We start from the raw sequence: 16950 nt of genomic DNA, 5'->3' as shown, positions 1-16950 counted from the left end.
GCGCAGCGTCAGTCGCTGATCCGAATCCCCAACCCGGCCGCAATGACAGGAGCGAGCTGCTGCACCTGGAAAGTCGTCAGCGTCACACCGCGCAGACTGTTCGCATCGGTGAATGCCATCGCGTCGAGTCCGCGCAGGTCGACGTCTTTCGCGCGCAGTCCGCGCGGATCGACCTCTTCACTGCGAGCGTTCTCGAAGCTGACGCGGGTGAGTTCTGCCTGGGGTAGGTCGAGTGTGCGGATGGCGGAGTCCGCGATCACGATGTCGCGGGCCTTTGCCCCGCCGAGGTTCAGGTAATCAATGCGCAGATCCCGCAGCTCGAGCTCATCGATACGTGCGCCGCTGAGATCGAGGGTGCCGATGCGTCCGCCGGCGATGCGCAGGCGGCGGATGCTCGCGTTGCGCAGGGGCATGGATGCCGCGCGCACATCGTGCATCGCAACGTCGAGGATCGTGGCGCCGGTGAGGTCGAGCAGATCGACGTCTGCGGCGATCACGCACTGCTCGATCGAGGAGTGGGCGAGATCTGCGGTGCCGGTCAGGTCGAGACGTGCAGCGATCAGATCGGCATTGCGCTGCGGCACCGCAAGAGCGAGATTCTCCGGCAGATCGGGCGGTGAGACGCGCGGAGCGGCGAGGGAGTCAGTGTTGCGTGCCATTCCCCAAGGGTACCCGTCAGTGTGTGCTATGTTGCTAGCATGCAAGCAAATGAGTCGAAGAAGGTGCAGTTCAACGTGTATCTGCCGCCGGAGCTCGTCCGCGATGTGAAGCACCGGGCAATCGATGAGAACACGAGCCTGTCTGCGCTCGTTGAAGTGGCACTGCGCGGGTATCTGGAGGAGAAGTCATGAGCGTGGTTCAGCAGATCGTGTACACGGATCACGCGGAGCGATGGTGGGCTCTTGTGGAAGCTCTCGGCTTCGTGGCACCGTTCCCGCCTGTGCCCGAGTGGGCGGAGTTCCACGCGGACGGAGTCCTGGCTGTGCACAGGGCGACGGCTGGGCACCGAGCAGGCATGGTCGACATTCACCTCGTCGTCGCGGATCTGGATGCTGCGGCATCCGCTCTTTCGTCCTTCGCCGTCACTCCGACGACGATGGACGGAGTAGGGGACATGCTTGTCGTGCGCACGGCATCCGGTGTATCGATCTCGGTGTCCGAAGGTGCTGCCCAGCAGGGGGCAGGGCAGGTCGCCGTCCAACCGATCTGGTTCCAAGGCGACCTCGATGAGCCGCGGGCGATCCTTGAGGCGCTCGGCCTTCGCGGCGGCATCGCAGCCGATCGCGGCGGGTGGATCGAGATGGTCGCTGGAGGCGGGGCGGTCGGGCTGCATGCGGGGGAGCCTCGGATCGGGGTGTCTTTCGAAGCGCGCGGTGATCTCGACGCGCTGGCAACGAGGCTGCAGGATGCCGGGTTCGAGGCATCCGTCGTCGATGAGGCCTTTGCGCGGACCATCCGCATCCCCGACCCCGACGGAGGAGATGAGATCTGGATCAACGGCGCCCAGGACGACCTGCACGGCTATCACCGACGATGAGGTTCGAACGCGATCGGGGAGACGGTGTCACCCTCGCACTGCGGACGCCAGCGATGGCCTGCGCAGTGCGCGATGTGGAGGCAGCGAACATCGAACGGCTGCGCCTGTGGGAGCCGTGGGCGCACGCCTTCGACGTGAACGGCACCGACGACGAGTGGAACCGCGAGTAGCTGAGGTGATTCATCGGTGGAACCGCGATTCCGACGGTGATGCTGCAGGACGGGCAGCCGCCCCGCACGATGTCGCCGTGTTCGGACTACTCGCGTAGCCACGCGGGCAGTTTCTTCGGAGAAGTGCAGCTCCTTCGGATCAGATGCCGGGTATGGCTCCGAAGAACGTGTACATCTCCGAGCGAAGCACACGGAGAAATGCCGCGGCTGACTGGTACTGCACAACTGTGGATTCCCGGAACTTGTGCACGGTTCGAGTGTTCTCGGACCCGGGAGATGCCCTGCGCGTCGCAGAATCACAGGATGCATCCGAATGGTCCTGACCCAGTCGAGCTCGTTGTTGAGCTGGGCGGTGTCGTGCGCACTGAACGACTGAGAGCCCACGGCATCGCGCGTCGCTCCCTCGAGCAGGCAGTCGCATCTGGACAGCTCATCCGAATCCGTCGAGGCTGGGTGGCTGCCCAGGGCGCCGAACCGATCCTTGTCGCCGCAGCCAGAACCAGTGTTGTCGTGAGCTGTGTGACCCAGGCTGCAAGGCTCGGTCTGTGGGTGCACGGGGAACCGGAAAAGTTCCATGTCGCCGCGAAACCGAAGGGGACGAGCGTGTCAACCGGGCGCGTGCATGTGCACTGGTCGATGCCTCTCGTTCCACGGCATCCGGACGTGTTGGTCGACCCGATCGAGAACGTGCTCGCGCTGGTGGCAGATTGTGAGCCCTTCGAGCGTGCCCTCGCCACCTGGGAGTCGGCGCTCAATCAGCACCTCGTGACGTTGCCGGGCCTTGTCGAATACGACTGGAAGCCTGCAGCGTGCGCAATTCTCGCCGAAGCTGATCCTTTTGCTGATGCCGGCACGGAGACGTACCTGCGCTCGAGACTGAAGTGGTTGAGGTTGCGGATCCTCAGCCAGATATGGATCGCCGGGCACAGAGTGGACACGCTCATCGGGGAACGTCTCGTACTGCAGATAGACGGCAAGCATCATGTCGGCGCGCAGCGCAGCCAAGACATCAGGCACGACGCCGAGCTGCGGCTCATGGGCTATCACGTGATCAGGGTCAGCTACCAGCAGCTGATGCACGACTGGCCCATGGTCCAGGACCTGATCATGCGGTCAGTGGCACTGGGGTTGCATCTGGCCGCGTGAAGCAGCGCAGCTTCTTCGGAGAAGTGCAGCTCCTTCGGATCAGATTCCGGGTATGGCTCCGAAGAACGTGTACATCTCCGAGCGAAGCGCCCGCACCAAAGCCGCGTACAATGGGCGTACATGCTTTGATCCGGCCATCACCGGGGAGCACTCGGAAGAACGGCCGCGAGGCCCAGTAGAACCGAGCGGGGCAGGCCCGTCATCGCCGCAGTGAGAGTGGCAGCGCCGAGAGGCGCCGCACGCGAGGTGGTACCGCGGTCCTTGTGAAAGACAGAGGGTCGTCCTTGCGCAGCATCCATCCACGACACTGCGAGCGCACATGACCTACCCCCGCACCTCCGCCTTCGGCCCCGCAGCCGTTGCTGCCAGTCCTCGGTTCCCGGAGATCGAGCAGGACGTTCTTGCGTTCTGGAAGAGCGACGACACGTTCCGCGCGTCGATCGATCAGCGCGAGGGCGCCGAGGAGTGGGTCTTCTACGATGGCCCTCCCTTCGCCAACGGCCTACCGCACTACGGTCACCTGCTCACCGGGTACGCCAAAGACCTCTTCCCGCGCTTCCAGACCATGCGCGGCAAGAAGGTCGATCGCGTGTTCGGGTGGGACACGCATGGCCTGCCCGCAGAGCTCGAAGCGATGAAGCAGCTCGGGATCACCGAGAAGAGCGAGATCGAAGACATGGGAATCGATGTCTTCAACGGCAAGGCTCGCGACTCCGTCCTCGCGTACACCGAGGAATGGAAGGCCTACGTCACCCGCCAGGCGCGCTGGGTCGACTTCGACCGCGGATACAAGACGCTCGACCTCGGCTACATGGAGAGCGTGCTCTGGGCGTTCAAGACCCTGTACGACAAGGAGCTCGCATACGAGGGCTACCGCGTGCTGCCGTACTGCTGGCGTGATGAGACGCCGCTGTCCGCACACGAACTGCGCATGGATGACGATGTCTACCAGGATCGCCAGGACCCGTCGGTCACCGTCACGTTCCCGCTCACCGGCGCGAAGGCCGAATCCCTCGGGCTCACCGCCGTGCGCGCTCTCGCCTGGACGACGACTCCCTGGACCCTGCCCACCAACCTCGCACTCGTCGTCGGGCCCGACATCGACTACGTCGTCGTGCCGGCAGGTCCGAACGGCGCCGCCGACATCCACATCGGCGATGACGTGGCCGAAAGCGCCGCGCACCGCTATCTGATCGCCCGCGACCTCCTCGCGGGCTACGCGAAGGACCTCGGCTACGAGGCGACCGAGGACGCGCTCGCCGCAGTCGAGGCGTCCCACCGCGGAGCCGACCTCGAAGACATCACCTACGACCGTCTCTTCGACTACTACGCGGATGCTGAGACCTGGGGCACCGAGAACGCCTGGCGCATCCTCGTCGATGACTACGTCACCACCACCGATGGCACCGGCATCGTCCATCAGGCCCCGGCCTACGGTGAGGATGACCAGCGCGTGACGAACGCCGCCGGCATCCCGACGATCCTCTCGCTCGATGACGGCGGCAAGTTCCTCTCGAGCGTCACGGATGTCGCAGGCCAGCTGTGGATGGATGCCAACCGCCCGCTGATCCGCCTGCTCAAGGAGAACGCGCGCCTGCTGCGCGAGCAGAGCTACGTGCACTCGTACCCGCACTGCTGGCGTTGCCGCAACCCCCTGATCTACAAGGCTGTCTCGAGCTGGTTCATCCGCGTTACCGACATCAAGGACAAGATGCTCGCGAACAACGAGCAGATCACCTGGGTGCCCGAGAACGTCAAGGAGGGCCAGTTCGGCAAGTGGCTGGAAGGCGCCCGCGACTGGTCGATCAGCCGCAACCGCTACTGGGGCTCGCCGATCCCGATCTGGAAGAGCGACGATCCCGAGTACCCGCGCGTCGATGCCTACGGATCTCTCGAAGAGCTCGAGCACGACTTCGGCACCCTGCCGCGCAACCCCGAGGGCGAGATCGACCTGCACCGGCCGTACATCGATGACCTGACGCGGCCGAATCCCGACGACCCCACCGGCAAGAGCACCATGCGCCGCATCGAGGACGTCTTCGATGTCTGGTTCGATTCGGGCTCCATGCCCTACGCGCAGGTGCACTACCCGTTCGAGAACCAGGAGTGGTTCGACTCGCACTCGCCGGCGGACTTCATCGTCGAGTACATCGGTCAGACCCGCGGCTGGTTCTACGTCATGCACGTGCTCTCTACTGCGCTGTTCGATCGGCCGGCGTTCACTGGCGTCAGCTGCCATGGCATCGTGCTCGGCAGTGACGGCTACAAGATGTCGAAGTCGCTGCGCAACTACCCGGACGTCTCCGAGGTCCTTGACCGTGACGGTTCCGACGCCATGCGCTGGTTCCTCATGTCGAGCTCGGTGCTGCGCGGGGGAAACCTCGCGGTCACTGAGGAAGGCATCCGCTCGGGCGTGCGGGAATTCCTGCTTCCGTTGTGGAGCTCCTGGTACTTCTTCGCCACGTACGCCAACGCGTCTGGTGGCGGCTACGAGGCGACCTGGCGCACCGACTCGACGGATGTGCTCGACCGCTACATCCTGTCCCGCCTCGGCGAGCTCGTGCGCGATGTGGCAACGGATCTCGACGGGCTCGACTCGACCACGGCATCCGCGCGTCTGCGTGACTTCGCCGAGGTATTGACGAACTGGTACATCCGCCGCTCGCGCGACCGCTTCTGGGTCGGCGCCGAAGGCGGAACCGACGCGTTCGACACGCTGTACACGGTGCTCGAGACGCTGACCCGCGTGGCCGCGCCTCTCGTGCCGCTGGTCAGCGAGAAGATCTGGCAGGGCCTCACAGGCGGACGCAGTGTGCACCTGACGGACTGGCCCGACGCTGACGCGTTCCCCTCCGCCGACGACATCCGCGAGGCGATGGATGCTGTTCGCGAGCTCTCCAGCGTCGGAAACGCGCTGCGCAAGAAGGAGAAGCTGCGCGTGCGTCTGCCGCTCGCGCGCTTCACCGTCGTCTCTGCTGTGGCGCAATCCCTCGGCCAGTTCGAGGACATCCTTCGTGAGGAGCTGAACGTCAAGTCCGTCGAACTCGTTCAACTGACCGACACGACTGCTGCCGAGTACGGCATCAGCCACCGTCTCAGCGTCAACGCGCGTGCTGCGGGGCCCCGCCTCGGCAAGCAGGTGCAGCACGTCATCGCGGGTGCGCGTGCGGGCTTCTGGGAGGAAAAGGACGGTGTCGTCGTCGTCGACGGAATCGCGCTCGAACCTCAGGAGTACGACCTCGTTCTCGAGACCGCAGGCCGACCTGAGGGAGAAGCGCTCGCACTCGTCCCCGGTGGCGGGTTCGTGCTTCTCGATACGCAGACCACGCCTGAGCTGGAGGCAGAGGGCATGGCGCGTGACGCGATCCGCGTGGTGCAGGAAGCCCGCAAGAATGCCGGTCTCGAAGTCAGCGACCGGATCGTGCTCGCGCTGAACGTCTCGCCCGCGAACGCGGAGGCGCTGCGGGCGCACGCCGAATTGATCGCGGGGGAGACTCTCGCCATCGGCTTTGCGGTTCAGGCGACGGATGAAATGGATGAGCTCGTGAAGACGGTCACCAGCCCGGGTGATGGTGTATTCCGCACCGGCTCGACAGCGCTCGGATCGCACAAGGCCCCGATCGTCGTGACGATCGACTCGAACATCGATGGAGTGGAAAATGTCTGAGCGTGACCGCGCGGATGCCGTCTACGACGCGCTGCTCGAACGGGCAGGGGAACGGTGGGTGCAGCCTCGCAAGGAGCGCACCGCCCGCGTCCTCGAGCTGCTCGATGACCCGCAGAAGACATACCGCGTCGTGCACCTCACCGGAACGAACGGCAAGACGTCGACCGCGCGGATGATCGAGAGTCTGCTGCGCGCGCACGGACTGCGCACCGGTCTGTTCACGAGCCCGCATCTGGAGCGCTTCACCGAGCGGATCATGATCGACGGCGAGCCGATCGCGGATGCCGCGATTGCCGACGCCTGGGACGAGATCGAGCCGTTCGCCCGCATCGTGGATGCTGAGCTCGAGAAGGCGGGCGACGCACCGCTCACCTTCTTCGAACTGCTCACCGTTCTCGCGTTCGTCGCGGCATCGGATGCTCCGGTCGACGTCCTTGTGCTCGAAGTCGGCATGGGCGGCGAGTGGGACTCCACGAACACCGCCGATGGCGACGTCGCGGTGTTCGCGCCCATCGCGATCGACCACGCAGACCGTCTCGGCGACACAATTGAGAAGATCGCGACTGTGAAGGCCGGCATCATCAAGGAGGGCGCCGCGGTCGTATCCGCAGAGCAGCCCGCAGAGGCCGCCGCGGTACTGCGGCGCGTGGCCGCTGAGCACAGCGCCACGATCGCGTTCGAGGGCGAAGAGTTCGGTCTCGCAGAGCAGAAGCTCGCCGTCGGGGGTCAGCTTCTGACGATCCGTGGCATCGCCGGGAACTACGTCGAAGAGTACCTGCCGCTCTACGGTGCGCACCAGGGGCACAACGCTGCTCTGGCTGTCGCCGCGGTCGAGTCGCTCATCGGCGCAGGGTCGCAGCGCATTGCCGACGACATCATCACCGATGGCCTGCAGGGCGCGACGTCGCCTGGCCGACTGCAGCTGCTGGGGATCGCACCGACAGTCGTTGTGGATGCCGCGCACAACCCGCACGGCGCCCGGGCGCTTGCGCAGTCGCTCGAAGACAGCTTCGACTTCGACGAGTGGGGCCTCGTGCTCGGCGTTCTCGCCGATAAGGATGCCGCCGGCATCGTCGCCGCCCTCGCACCCGCAGCAGCTCACGTCTTCGCCACGGTGCCCGAGTCGAATCGCGCGGGCGATGCTGATTCCCTCGCAGATATCATCGAGAGCGCCGGATATCGAGCGACCGTGCACCACTCACTCGCAGATGCCGCAGATGCGGCCCGTGAGTGGGCGGCGTCGTCCGAGCGTCGTGCCGTCGTGATCGCCGGCTCCATCGTGCTCGCCGGTGAGGCGATCGCCCTCGCCGAAGAAGAGGATTGGAAGTCGGGGTGGCGCGCATGAGTGGCACACCGCGCCGCATCCGGGCGCCTCGCACGCTCGCGCAGAAGCTCGCCCCGGTCGTCCTCGGATTCGAAGCGATCGTCGTGATCCTCGCCGGGTTCACGATCTTCGGGCTGAAGACCCTTCCGGAGAGCATCCCGCAGTGGTGGGCGATCATCGGCGGCGTCATCGTCGCACTTGCGATGATCGTCGTCGCGGGAATGATCACGAAGCCGTGGGCGATCCCGGCCGGCTGGGCACTTCAGGTGGTCGTCGCACTGTCGGCCATCTTCGTTCCCGCCATCGTGCTCGTCGTGCTGATTTTCGGCGGCATGTGGGCATATGCGACGATCATGGGGCCCCGGTTGGAGGCCAGCCGTCCGATCGACGCGAATCCGAACCAAGAACAAACCCAACCTCACACAGAGAGCGACTGACATGGCCACTGAAGAAACACTCGTCCTCGTCAAGCCCGACGGCGTCGCCCGCGGTCTCACCGGCAGCATCCTCGCCCGCATCGAGGCCAAGGGCTACGTGCTCGTCGACATCCGTTTCGTCCAGCCCGAACGCGAGCTGCTCGCCGCTCACTACGCCGAGCACGAGGGCAAGCCCTTCTACGAGCCGCTGCTCGAGTTCATGATGTCCGGACCGTCGGTCGCGCTCCGCCTCTCGGGCAACCGCGTCATCGAGGGCTTCCGCTCGCTCGCGGGCACGACCGATCCCACGACGGCGGCTCCTGGGACCATCCGCGGCGACTTCGGCCGCGACTGGGGCCTTGCTGTGCAGCAGAACCTCGTTCACGGCTCGGACAGCGTCGAATCCGCTCAGCGTGAGCTGGGCATCTGGTTCTCCTAACCTGAACAGCACGAAGCCCGTCGGTTCTCTCTGAGAGACTCCGACGGGCTTCGTCGTATCAAGGCCGGGTCAGAACAGCATCCCGAAGACTTCACCCAGCAGGTCGAGGCCGCGCAGCTGCGCCAGCAGAATGACGATGGCGTACGCGAGGATCGTGGCGAGCGGAACCCATGCCATCAGGCGCCCGGCGTTCTCCTGCGTCCTCTCGGATCTGCTGAAGGTGCCGTTTCGGAACAGGTGCACCATCGTTGCGAAGAAGGTCGGAATCGTCACCACCCACGTGAGCATGCACCACGGGCAGAGCACACCGAGGTTCGGCGCGTACAGGCTCTGCCCAATCAACCAGCACACCAGACCGAACGCGAACGTGACGCCCGCACCGAACGTCGCCCAGAACCAGCGGGGGAACCGTGCGCCGGCAAGCAGCGCGACGCCCATGAAGATGGGTGCCATCCACCCGGCGAGGCCGATGATCGGGTTGGTGAACCCGAAGATCTCTCCCTGCCATGAGTCGAGGTTCTTTCCGCACTGGATCATCACGCTGACGTTGCAGCTGAGATCCGCATCCGGATTCTCGAGTTGGATGAGCTTGTCGAGCGTGAGCTGGAATGCCGCCCACCATCCGACTACGCCGGCGATGATCAGCCAGATGGCATAGAACACGGGGCGGGTACGCTGCTCGCTCATATCGGGATTATCCCAGCGTCCGCTATGGATCGGGCGAGAGCGCACCGATTCGCGACCGTGTTGACACCCGGATGCCACGAACTGGCCAACATGATGCGATAATGGCCTGTGATGGACAGCACGGTGCAGCCGTACAACACATCGCCGCAGACTTCGGGGCCCAATGCCTCGCGCGATCAGAGCCATGAGCCGGTCGCAGATCGATTGAGTTAGCGACACCCGCGGGCGTCGCACGAGATTTCGCGGAACACTGAGTGTCCCGCGCAGGGAGTACGCCAGAGATGGCCGATGAGACGAATGACAACAACACCCCTACCCTCGATGCGGAAGAAGCGACTCCGGTAGCGCTTGACGTATCAACCGACGCGGCCTCGCAGCTGGTTGTCGAAGCAGTGGCAGAGGTGATCGAAGAGCCCGCCATGCCTGACGAGCCCGTGAAGGCTGCTGAGCCTGCGAAGCCGGCCGTGCCGGCGAAGCCGGAGCCGGTCACCGCAGTAACGCTCGGCCTCATTCCTGAGGTGTTCGTCTCGCGGGTGTCCACCCAGCTGCACTTCTACGCACCCGAGATCGCAGCGCTGCCGGCTCGTCCAGGACGTGATCGTGACCGCGATCACGATCACGATCGAGACAGCGATCAGGACGATGCGCCTTCCGGCCGTCGCGGTCGTCGTCGCCGTGGTGGCAGCGAGGGTGACGAGCAGCGCGATGAACCGCGTCAGCGTCAGCGGGCTGTCGAGTACATCACCGAGCCGAAGGCGATCAAGGGATCTACGCGGCTCGAGGCGAAGAAGCAGCGCCGCCGTGACGGACGCGACGCTGGCCGCCGCCGCCCTGTGGTGACCGAGGCAGAATTCCTCGCGCGCCGCGAGTCGGTCGACCGCAAGATGGTCGTCCGGTCGAAGAACGGCCGCACGCAGATCGGCGTTCTCGAGGATGCGGTGCTGGTCGAGCACTACGTCGCTCGCAACCAGGATGCTTCGCTGATCGGCAACGTCTACCTCGGTCGCGTCCAGAACGTGCTGCCGAGCATGGAGGCGGCCTTCGTCGACATCGGCCGCGGCCGCAACGCCGTGCTGTACTCCGGCGAGGTCGACTGGGACGGCGTCGAGACCGGTAACCAGCCACGTCGCATCGAACTCGCGCTGAAGCCCGGCGATCGTGTGCTCGTGCAGGTCACCAAGGACCCCATCGGGCACAAGGGCGCACGCCTGACCAGCCAGATCTCGCTGCCCGGTCGCTACCTCGTGTATGTTCCCGGCGGTTCGATGAACGGCATCAGCCGCAAGCTTCCCGACAACGAGCGCGCACGTCTGAAGCGCATCCTCAAAGAGGTTCTGCCCGAGTCCAGCGGCGTCATCGTGCGCACCGCGGCCGAGGGAGCAACCGAGGACCAGCTGACGCGCGATGTTCAGCGCCTCACCTCACAGTGGGAGCACATTCAGAAGCAGGTCGAGAGCCAGCAGGCGCCCGCGCTGCTGCACGCCGAGCCTGACCTTCTCGTCAAGATCGTCCGTGACGTCTTCAACGAAGACTTCACGAAGATGCTCATCCAGGGCGAAGAATCGCAGCAGACCATCCGCTCCTACCTGGAGAGCGTGGCTCCCGACCTCCTGGAGCGCGTCGAACCCTACGAGGACGAGACCGATCCCTTCGATGCCTTCCGCATCACCGAGCAGATCGAGAAGGCACTCGACCGCAAGGTGTGGCTGCCCTCTGGTGGTTCGCTGGTCATCGACCGCACTGAGGCGATGACCGTCGTCGACGTGAACACGGGCAAGTTCGTCGGCTCTGGCGGAAACCTCGAAGAGACTGTCACGAAGAACAACCTCGAGGCTGCCGAAGAGATCGTGCGCCAGCTTCGCCTGCGCGACATCGGCGGCATCATCGTCGTCGACTTCATCGACATGGTGCTCGAGTCCAACCGTGACCTCGTGCTGCGCCGACTCATCGAGTGCTTGAGCCGTGACCGCACGAAGCACCAGGTCGCTGAGGTCACCTCGCTCGGCCTCGTGCAGATGACGCGTAAGAAGCTCGGCCTCGGCCTGCTCGAGACGTTCAGCGAAGCGTGTGAGGTCTGCGCCGGCCGTGGCGTCGTCGTTCACCACGATCCGGTGGTCAAGCACCGCTCGAACTCCCAGGGCTCACAGTCGGGGAACCGTCGCCAGCGTGGCGGCAACGCGCAGCAGAACCAGGGCTCGCAGCCTGCCGCACCCGTCGCACACAGCATCCCCGAGGGCGCGAAGTCGGCTCTTGCGCAGATCGCGGCGTCCACCCTCGCGCCGACGGCCGAAGTGGTTGTCGAGCTGGACACAGCTGCCGCGGCAGAAGAGGTTGCACCGCAGGAGCGCGCGAAGAAGCCGCGTCGCAAGCGCGGTTCGGAGAAGAACGGCGCACCGAAGACCGAAACTCAGCAGCTGCTGGACTCGGTACTCGATGCGCTGCCAGAGCCTAAGGCTCCGGGGCAGGGACGTCGACGTCGGGTGACGACGGCCGCACTGACAGGCACTCCAGTGACTGTGAACGCCTCACCAACGACGGTCGCGAGCGGGGATTCGGAGTCCTGAGCCGATCAGACGGCGCACCAGCTCTTTGCCGCCGACATGCTCTGCGCCGGCCGCGATCAATCGCGGGACGGCGTCTTCGGGCACGTCATAGTGATCGCGGTCGAAGGATCGCTGCGGCAGCTGGTTGCGGCGCGCGAAAGTATGCAGCTCTTCGAGACTCCGGTCGCTGACGAGATGCGCCCAGAGGCGTCCGTGTGCGGGCCAGATGGCATCGTCGATCAGTATGCTCACTCCGTGATCCTAAGCTGGGGCGACACGGACGGGGCTCGCTTTGCGAGAGTGCGTTCCATCCGGTAAAGTGGTCCCTTGGTGCGTGAGCTGAATCGTCCGTCGAGGTCGATGTGCTGCAGCCTTGTGCTCGTACCCGTCAGACCTGCGACGAACGCAGGCAAAGTCTTCCCGTGAGATTTCCGGAGCTTTCCGCTCCCCAACGAAACAGGTATCAAGTGGTTTACGCAGTAGTGCGCGCCGGTGGGCGACAGGAGAAGGTCGAGGTCGGCACGATCGTTCAGCTCGATCGTGTGCAGGCGGCTGAGGGCGAGAAGATCGAACTTCCCGCAGTGCTCCTCGTTGACGGCACCACGGTGACCACCGACGCCGACAAGCTGGCGAAGGTCAAGGTCACCGCCGAGGTCATTCGCAACCTCCGCGGCCCGAAGATCATCATCCAGAAGTACAAGAACAAGACCGGCTACAAGAAGCGTCAGGGCCACCGCCAGGAGCTCACGCGCGTCAAGATCACCGGCATCAAGTAAGCAGAAGAGGCATAGGACATGGCACATAAGAAGGGCGCAAGCTCCACCCGCAACGGTCGTGATTCCAACGCTCAGCGACTTGGCGTCAAGCGTTTCGGTGGCCAGCAGGTCAGCGCAGGCGAGATCATCGTCCGTCAGCGCGGCACTCACTTCCACCCCGGCGTGAACGTCGGCCGTGGTGGCGACGACACGCTGTTCGCTCTCGAAGCGGGCGCTGTCGAATTCGGCGCAAAGGGCGGCCGCAAGGTCGTCAACATCGTCGCCGCTGCGCAGTAATCGCAGCGCAGCAGACATCCGGACGGGGCGGGCTTCGGCTCGCCCCGTCTGCGTATCCAGGGGCCCTCGACATGCTCAGGGGCCAGTAGGCAAGAGAATCTGAGGACACGACATGGTCACGTTCGTCGACACGGTGACGCTGCATCTGCGCGCCGGCAAGGGCGGCAACGGCTGTGTCTCCGTTCACCGCGAGAAATTCAAGCCGCTCGGCGGTCCTGACGGGGGCAACGGCGGCGACGGGGGCGACATCATCCTGGTCGCAGACACGCAGACCGGCACGCTCCTCTCGTATCACCACTCGCCGCATCGCTCGTCGGGCAACGGCGGATTCGGTATGGGCGACCACCGCTCGGGCTATGCAGGGGAGCCGCTCGAGCTTCTCGTGCCCGTCGGCACCGTCGTGAAGAACCCCGATGGTGAAGTCCTCATCGACATGGTCATTCCTGGCGAGCGGTTCGTCGTCGCAGAGGGTGGTCGAGGCGGCCTCGGCAACGCGGCGCTGTCGAGCCCCAAGCGCAAGGCGCCCGGCTTCGCTCTGCTCGGAACGCCCGGCTACGAGGGCGACGTCGTCCTCGAGCTGAAGACCGTCGCCGATGTCGCTCTCGTCGGCTATCCGTCGGCCGGAAAATCCAGTCTCATTGCGGCGATCTCAGCAGCACGCCCGAAGATCGCGGATTACCCCTTCACGACGCTGCATCCGAACCTGGGCGTCGTCCAGGCCGGTGACTTCCGCTATACCGTCGCCGACGTGCCGGGGCTCATCGAAGGCGCGAGCGAAGGACGCGGTCTCGGACTGGAGTTCTTGCGCCACGTCGAACGTTGCTCCGCACTCCTGCACGTCCTCGACTGCGCAACGCTCGAACCGAACCGCGACCCGATCTCCGATCTCGACGTCATTCTCGCCGAGCTCGGGGCGTACACAGTGCCCGAGGGCCAGACGCCTCTGCTCGAGCGTCCGCAGCTCGTGGCGCTGAACAAGATCGACGTGCCCGAGGCGCGGGATCTCGCCGACCTCGTGCGCCCAGAACTGGAAGCACGTGGATTCCGCGTCTTCGAGATCTCCACCGTTGCCCGCGAGGGACTGCGCCCGCTGACCTTCGCGCTGGGCGAGATCGTCGACAAGCACAGGGCCGAGCTGGCCGTCGAGGCCCCTGCCGAGCGGGTCGTCATTCGTCCCCGCGGCTCCCGCAAGCCTTTTAGCATCCGCGTCGATGGCGGGTCGTACGGCACGTTCTACCGCATCCTCGGAGAAAAGCCCGTGCGCTGGGTTCAGCAGACCGACTTCCAGAATGAAGAAGCTGTCGGATATCTCGCTGACCGTCTGGAGCGCCTCGGCATCGAGGACGAGCTCTTCCGCCTTGGTGCGACCCCTGGGGCAACCGTCGTCATCGGCGAGGGCGACGGTCTGATCTTCGATTGGGAGCCGTCCATGCGCTCGGCTGCTGAGCTCATGACTGCTCCTCGCGGCACCGACCCGCGCCTGGCTCCGAACTCGCGCCGTACGACCGGCGAGCGCCGTGAGCAGTATTACGAGCGGATGGATTCCCGCGCCGCATACCGTGCGGATCAGGACGAGAAGCGTCGGGCAACGGCCGGACAGGACCTGGACGGAGACGACGCGTGACAGCGCGCGCCAGAGCTGATCTGGCGACTGCATCACGCATTGTGGTCAAGGTCGGCTCGTCGTCGATCAGTGGGACGTCATCGTGGAGAATCCCGATGATCGTGCACGCACTCGCAGAGGCGCACGCGCGTGGATGCGAGATCGTGCTCGTGTCTTCCGGTGCGATCGCGACCGGCATCCCGTTTCTCGACCTCGACGCCAGGCCCAACGACCTGGCGACGCAGCAGGCCTCAGCAGCCGTCGGACAGACTGTGCTCGTCTACCGGTACCAGGAGGCTCTGCGGCCCTTCCGGATCGTCGCCGGCCAGGTGCTTCTGACCACGGCAGATCTTGAGACCCAGACATCGCGCAGCAACGCTCAGCGCGCCATGGAACGGCTACTGTCGCTTCGCGTTATGCCCATCGTCAACGAGAATGACACTGTCGCCACGCAGGAGATCCGCTTCGGCGACAACGATCGTCTCGCGGCCCTCGTCGCACAGCTCGTGCATGCTGACGCACTCGTGCTCCTCAGCGACGTCGAGAGCCTTTACACGAAGCCACCGACGGAGCCAGGCGCCCAGGCGATCGACGTCATCGCGGCTGACGATGAGCTCGCAGGTCTCGAGTTCGGCGCCACAGTCGTCAACAGCGTCGGCACAGGGGGAGCGGCGACGAAGGTTTCCGCCGCACGTCTGGCCGCGGCATCCGGCATCGGGGTTCTCGTGACGAGCGCAGACCTGGTCGAGCGCGCCCTGAGCGGGGCCGAGATCGGTACGTGGTTCGCGCCTGCAACATCGGCCTCTGAGGATGTTCCGGTCTCGTAAGCTGAGGGCATGACCACCGACACGCCGCAGGACCGTCTCGCACGCGCCAAGGAGGCTTCGCGCGTGAGCGCGCGCCTGACGAGCGATGAGAAGGTCCAGGCGCTCGAAGGCATCGCGCATGCGCTCGAAGACAGTGCGGCGGCGATCATTGAGGCCAACGCGCGCGATATCGAGAACGGGCGGCGCGACGGCATCGGCGACGCGCTGATCGACAGGCTTCGCCTTGACGAGAAGCGGGTGGTTTCGCTGGCATCAGCAGTGCGCGAGATCGCAGCCCTTCCGGATCCTGTCGGTCAGGTCATTGCGGGCCATCGCATGCCGAACGGAGTGGCGCTCGAGCAGGTGCGCGTGCCCTTCGGCGTTGTGGGGGCGATCTATGAAGCTCGTCCGAACGTGACTGTTGATATCGCGGCCCTCGCTCTGCGTTCCGGAAATGCCAGCGTGCTGCGAGGAGGAAGCGCAGCACGCGAGTCGAACGCCGTGCTCGTCGACGTCATGCGCGGGGCGCTCGAACGTGCGGGAATCACTCCGGAGGTCATTCAGACGGTCGACGACTTCGGGCGTGCTGGAGCAAAGGCTCTCATGCAGGGGCGAGGGTTCGTCGACGTGCTCGTTCCCCGAGGCAGTGCGGCGCTCATCGAGACCGTCGTCACTGAGTCGACCGTGCCGGTGATCGAGACCGGGGCGGGGAACGTGCACATCGTGCTCGATGAGACAGCGCCGGATGACTGGTCCCAGGAGATCCTCGTCAATGCCAAGGTGCAGCGGCCGAGCGTCTGCAACGCCGTCGAGACCGTGTTGGTGCTGCGCCAGGCCGCGCCGCGCCTCGTGCCGCTCGTCGCCAGTGCTCTGCAGAGCGAAGGAGTTGCCGTGCACGGTGATGACACCGTCATGGGTCTCGTGAGCAATGTCATTCCCGCAACAGAAGAGGACTGGTCCACCGAGTACCTCAGCCTCGACATCGCGATGAAGGTCGTCGACACGCTCGATGACGCACTGGCGCATATCCGCACCTACAGCACCGGTCACACCGAGTCGATCATCACCACTGATACCCGCAACGCCGAGCGCTTCCTCGCCGAGGTCGATTCCGCCGTCGTCATGGTGAACTCATCGACCCGGTTCACTGATGGGGCCGAATTCGGCTTCGGTGCAGAGGTCGGCATCTCCACGCAGAAACTGCATGCTCGAGGCCCGATGGGGCTTTCTGAGCTCACCAGCACGAAGTGGCTCGCGCGTGGGTCAGGTCAGACCCGCGGGTGAGCGATAGGATGAGGGAGCGTCTTCTCGCACCCGGTCACGAAACGGAGTCAGGATGAACCTCGTCGCACAGATTGCGATGGCAGCAGCAGAAACCGAGCACCACGGAAACGTGGCGCTGGAAACGGTCATCTTCGGGCTCATCGCTGCGGCCCTGTTCGCGGTTCTCGGACTCGCTACTTTCTCGTACCGCCACGTCGCGAATCGCCACTCCGCCAAGGCTGAAGCCTGGGCGCAGCAACACGGCGCTGACGGCCACGGCGCAGGGCACCACTGAGG

At 65.1% G+C, this 16950-nt stretch carries 18 protein-coding genes; 15 read left to right on the top strand and 3 right to left on the bottom strand.

What is annotated here, in order from left to right; all coding sequences use genetic code 11:
- Positions 1-8 precede the first annotated feature (8 nt).
- Positions 9-659 carry a pentapeptide repeat-containing protein gene (locus ACTU6U_RS12165; RefSeq protein ID WP_443469371.1) on the bottom strand — a complete coding sequence of 217 codons (651 nt, stop codon included), beginning with the start codon at positions 657-659 and terminating at the stop codon, positions 9-11.
- Positions 660-698: 39 nt separating this feature from the next.
- Between ACTU6U_RS12165 and ACTU6U_RS12160 the strand changes: the two genes are divergently transcribed.
- The 8 genes from ACTU6U_RS12160 to ndk all read left to right on the top strand — a co-directional run bounded on the left by ACTU6U_RS12160 (position 699) and on the right by ndk (position 8699).
- Positions 699-851 carry a ribbon-helix-helix domain-containing protein gene (locus ACTU6U_RS12160; RefSeq protein WP_443469370.1) on the top strand — a complete coding sequence of 51 codons (153 nt, stop codon included), beginning with the start codon at positions 699-701 and terminating at the stop codon, positions 849-851.
- Complete coding sequence (locus tag ACTU6U_RS12155; protein WP_443469369.1) at positions 848-1537, top strand: hypothetical protein; 690 nt, start codon at positions 848-850, stop codon at positions 1535-1537. The genes ACTU6U_RS12160 and ACTU6U_RS12155 overlap by 4 nt, the downstream gene beginning before the upstream one ends.
- A complete protein-coding gene (locus ACTU6U_RS12150; RefSeq protein WP_443469368.1) occupies positions 1534-1707 on the top strand; it encodes a hypothetical protein in 174 nt (57 codons plus the stop codon). The genes ACTU6U_RS12155 and ACTU6U_RS12150 overlap by 4 nt, the downstream gene beginning before the upstream one ends.
- 303 nt (positions 1708-2010) lie before the next feature.
- Positions 2011-2853: a type IV toxin-antitoxin system AbiEi family antitoxin domain-containing protein gene (locus tag ACTU6U_RS12145; protein ID WP_443469367.1), complete on the top strand. Its 843-nt coding sequence runs from the start codon at positions 2011-2013 to the stop codon at positions 2851-2853.
- 319 nt (positions 2854-3172) lie between these two features.
- Entirely contained in the window at positions 3173-6520 is a 3348-nt protein-coding gene (gene ileS / locus ACTU6U_RS12140) for an isoleucine--tRNA ligase (protein WP_443469366.1), read from the top strand.
- The gene (locus ACTU6U_RS12135) at positions 6513-7865 is read left to right on the top strand and encodes a bifunctional folylpolyglutamate synthase/dihydrofolate synthase (protein ID WP_443469365.1); all 1353 of its coding nucleotides are present in this window, start codon (positions 6513-6515) and stop codon (positions 7863-7865) included. Before ileS ends, ACTU6U_RS12135 begins: the two co-directional genes overlap by 8 nt.
- Positions 7862-8281: a DUF4233 domain-containing protein gene (locus ACTU6U_RS12130; RefSeq protein ID WP_443469364.1), complete on the top strand. Its 420-nt coding sequence runs from the start codon at positions 7862-7864 to the stop codon at positions 8279-8281. Before ACTU6U_RS12135 ends, ACTU6U_RS12130 begins: the two co-directional genes overlap by 4 nt.
- A gap of 1 nt (position 8282) precedes the next feature.
- Positions 8283-8699 (top strand): nucleoside-diphosphate kinase, encoded by a 417-nt coding sequence (ndk, locus tag ACTU6U_RS12125; protein ID WP_417511404.1) that lies wholly within the window; start codon positions 8283-8285, stop codon positions 8697-8699.
- Positions 8700-8768: 69 nt separating this feature from the next.
- Here ndk and ACTU6U_RS12120 read toward each other — a convergent pair whose 3' ends face one another.
- Positions 8769-9386: a vitamin K epoxide reductase family protein gene (locus tag ACTU6U_RS12120; RefSeq protein ID WP_443469363.1), complete on the bottom strand. Its 618-nt coding sequence runs from the start codon at positions 9384-9386 to the stop codon at positions 8769-8771.
- Between the two features lie 281 nt (positions 9387-9667).
- Here ACTU6U_RS12120 and ACTU6U_RS12115 point away from each other — a divergent pair, with 281 nt between their 5' ends.
- The gene (locus ACTU6U_RS12115; protein WP_443469362.1) at positions 9668-11950 is read left to right on the top strand and encodes an Rne/Rng family ribonuclease; all 2283 of its coding nucleotides are present in this window, start codon (positions 9668-9670) and stop codon (positions 11948-11950) included.
- Here ACTU6U_RS12115 and ACTU6U_RS12110 read toward each other — a convergent pair.
- The gene (locus ACTU6U_RS12110; protein WP_443469361.1) at positions 11912-12181 is read right to left on the bottom strand and encodes a DUF4031 domain-containing protein; all 270 of its coding nucleotides are present in this window, start codon (positions 12179-12181) and stop codon (positions 11912-11914) included. The two genes, ACTU6U_RS12115 and ACTU6U_RS12110, sit on opposite strands and share 39 nt — an antisense overlap.
- Before the next feature lie 215 nt (positions 12182-12396).
- Here ACTU6U_RS12110 and rplU point away from each other — a divergent pair, with 215 nt between their 5' ends.
- The 6 genes from rplU to ACTU6U_RS12080 all read left to right on the top strand — a co-directional run bounded on the left by rplU (position 12397) and on the right by ACTU6U_RS12080 (position 16948).
- A complete protein-coding gene (rplU, locus tag ACTU6U_RS12105; RefSeq protein ID WP_443469360.1) occupies positions 12397-12705 on the top strand; it encodes a 50S ribosomal protein L21 in 309 nt (102 codons plus the stop codon).
- A gap of 18 nt (positions 12706-12723) precedes the next feature.
- Positions 12724-12981, top strand: a complete 258-nt coding sequence (gene rpmA / locus ACTU6U_RS12100; protein ID WP_147039363.1) for a 50S ribosomal protein L27 — start codon at positions 12724-12726, stop codon at positions 12979-12981.
- A gap of 112 nt (positions 12982-13093) precedes the next feature.
- A complete protein-coding gene (gene obgE, locus ACTU6U_RS12095; protein WP_443469359.1) occupies positions 13094-14605 on the top strand; it encodes a GTPase ObgE in 1512 nt (503 codons plus the stop codon).
- The gene (gene proB, locus ACTU6U_RS12090; protein ID WP_443469358.1) at positions 14602-15411 is read left to right on the top strand and encodes a glutamate 5-kinase; all 810 of its coding nucleotides are present in this window, start codon (positions 14602-14604) and stop codon (positions 15409-15411) included. The genes obgE and proB overlap by 4 nt, the downstream gene beginning before the upstream one ends.
- A 9-nt stretch (positions 15412-15420) precedes the next feature.
- Entirely contained in the window at positions 15421-16674 is a 1254-nt protein-coding gene (locus tag ACTU6U_RS12085) for a glutamate-5-semialdehyde dehydrogenase (RefSeq protein WP_443469357.1), read from the top strand.
- Between the two features lie 52 nt (positions 16675-16726).
- A complete protein-coding gene (locus tag ACTU6U_RS12080; protein ID WP_443469356.1) occupies positions 16727-16948 on the top strand; it encodes a hypothetical protein in 222 nt (73 codons plus the stop codon).
- Positions 16949-16950 lie beyond the last annotated feature (2 nt).

The sequence above is a fragment of the Microbacterium zouquanmingi genome (assembly GCF_052266695.1).
Taxonomy (GTDB): domain Bacteria; phylum Actinomycetota; class Actinomycetes; order Actinomycetales; family Microbacteriaceae; genus Microbacterium.
Note: the sequence above shows the minus strand (reverse complement) of the source record. Positions and strands in the feature narration are given on the sequence as shown.